Origin of the sequence: Photorhabdus heterorhabditis (assembly GCF_018448905.1) — a bacterium.
Taxonomy (GTDB): domain Bacteria; phylum Pseudomonadota; class Gammaproteobacteria; order Enterobacterales; family Enterobacteriaceae; genus Photorhabdus; species Photorhabdus heterorhabditis.
Genome location: NZ_RCWA01000176.1, coordinates 1 through 631, shown reverse-complemented (window position 1 = coordinate 631; position 631 = coordinate 1). Strand labels below are relative to the sequence as shown.

At 54.5% G+C, this 631-nt stretch carries 1 protein-coding gene; it reads right to left on the bottom strand.

The window, feature by feature from the left end; translation table 11 throughout:
- The coding region (locus EAE89_RS23155) for a T6SS phospholipase effector Tle1-like catalytic domain-containing protein (protein WP_479687604.1) at positions 1–631 on the bottom strand (631 nt) is incomplete at both ends.

Below are 631 nucleotides of genomic sequence, written 5' to 3'. Positions count from 1 at the left end.
GGTGCCATTGCCCCAACCACATTGCAGTCCACCGTCAAAAGCGACAGGGGTTTATTACACATTGTGCCGAAGTAAATCACCCGGTAACGGAAATAACCGCCCTCCGGCTCACGCGTATCCAGCGTAGAGTACATAAACCAGGCACGGGAATCATGCACCTGATTGTCATACAGGGCCACCAGTAATGACTCCGGGGATTCTGGCTGACCGGTTTTTCTCGCCGGAACAGCCGGGAAAAGCCGGTCGACCAACGCCTCTCCCGCGGCTTTCATTTGCTGATATTCCCGCTCCTCATCCTCACTGTTCAACAGATAAAGGGCGTTGCCCAGAATGTTTTCGGCAGCAAATTGCTTCGCACCGGATATCTCACGCCGTTCTTTCCGGTAGTCACTGCGAAATTCCGCTGCCGCTTCCCGCAACTGCTTCTGGGCGATTTCCGGGTCAAAATCCGGCACACCGGGTACTAACACCGGCGGTTCCTTACCGCCGCTAATAATGTATTCCAGTCGCTGGGCTTTCCGTTTCTTTGACACAGCATCCTGCCTGTCTTTCCTCGCCTGTTCACTCTGCGCATAATGCGCCTTATCCGCGTCACGGTTAGGGGCGGCAAGAAAAAACGGCGTACTGAGTA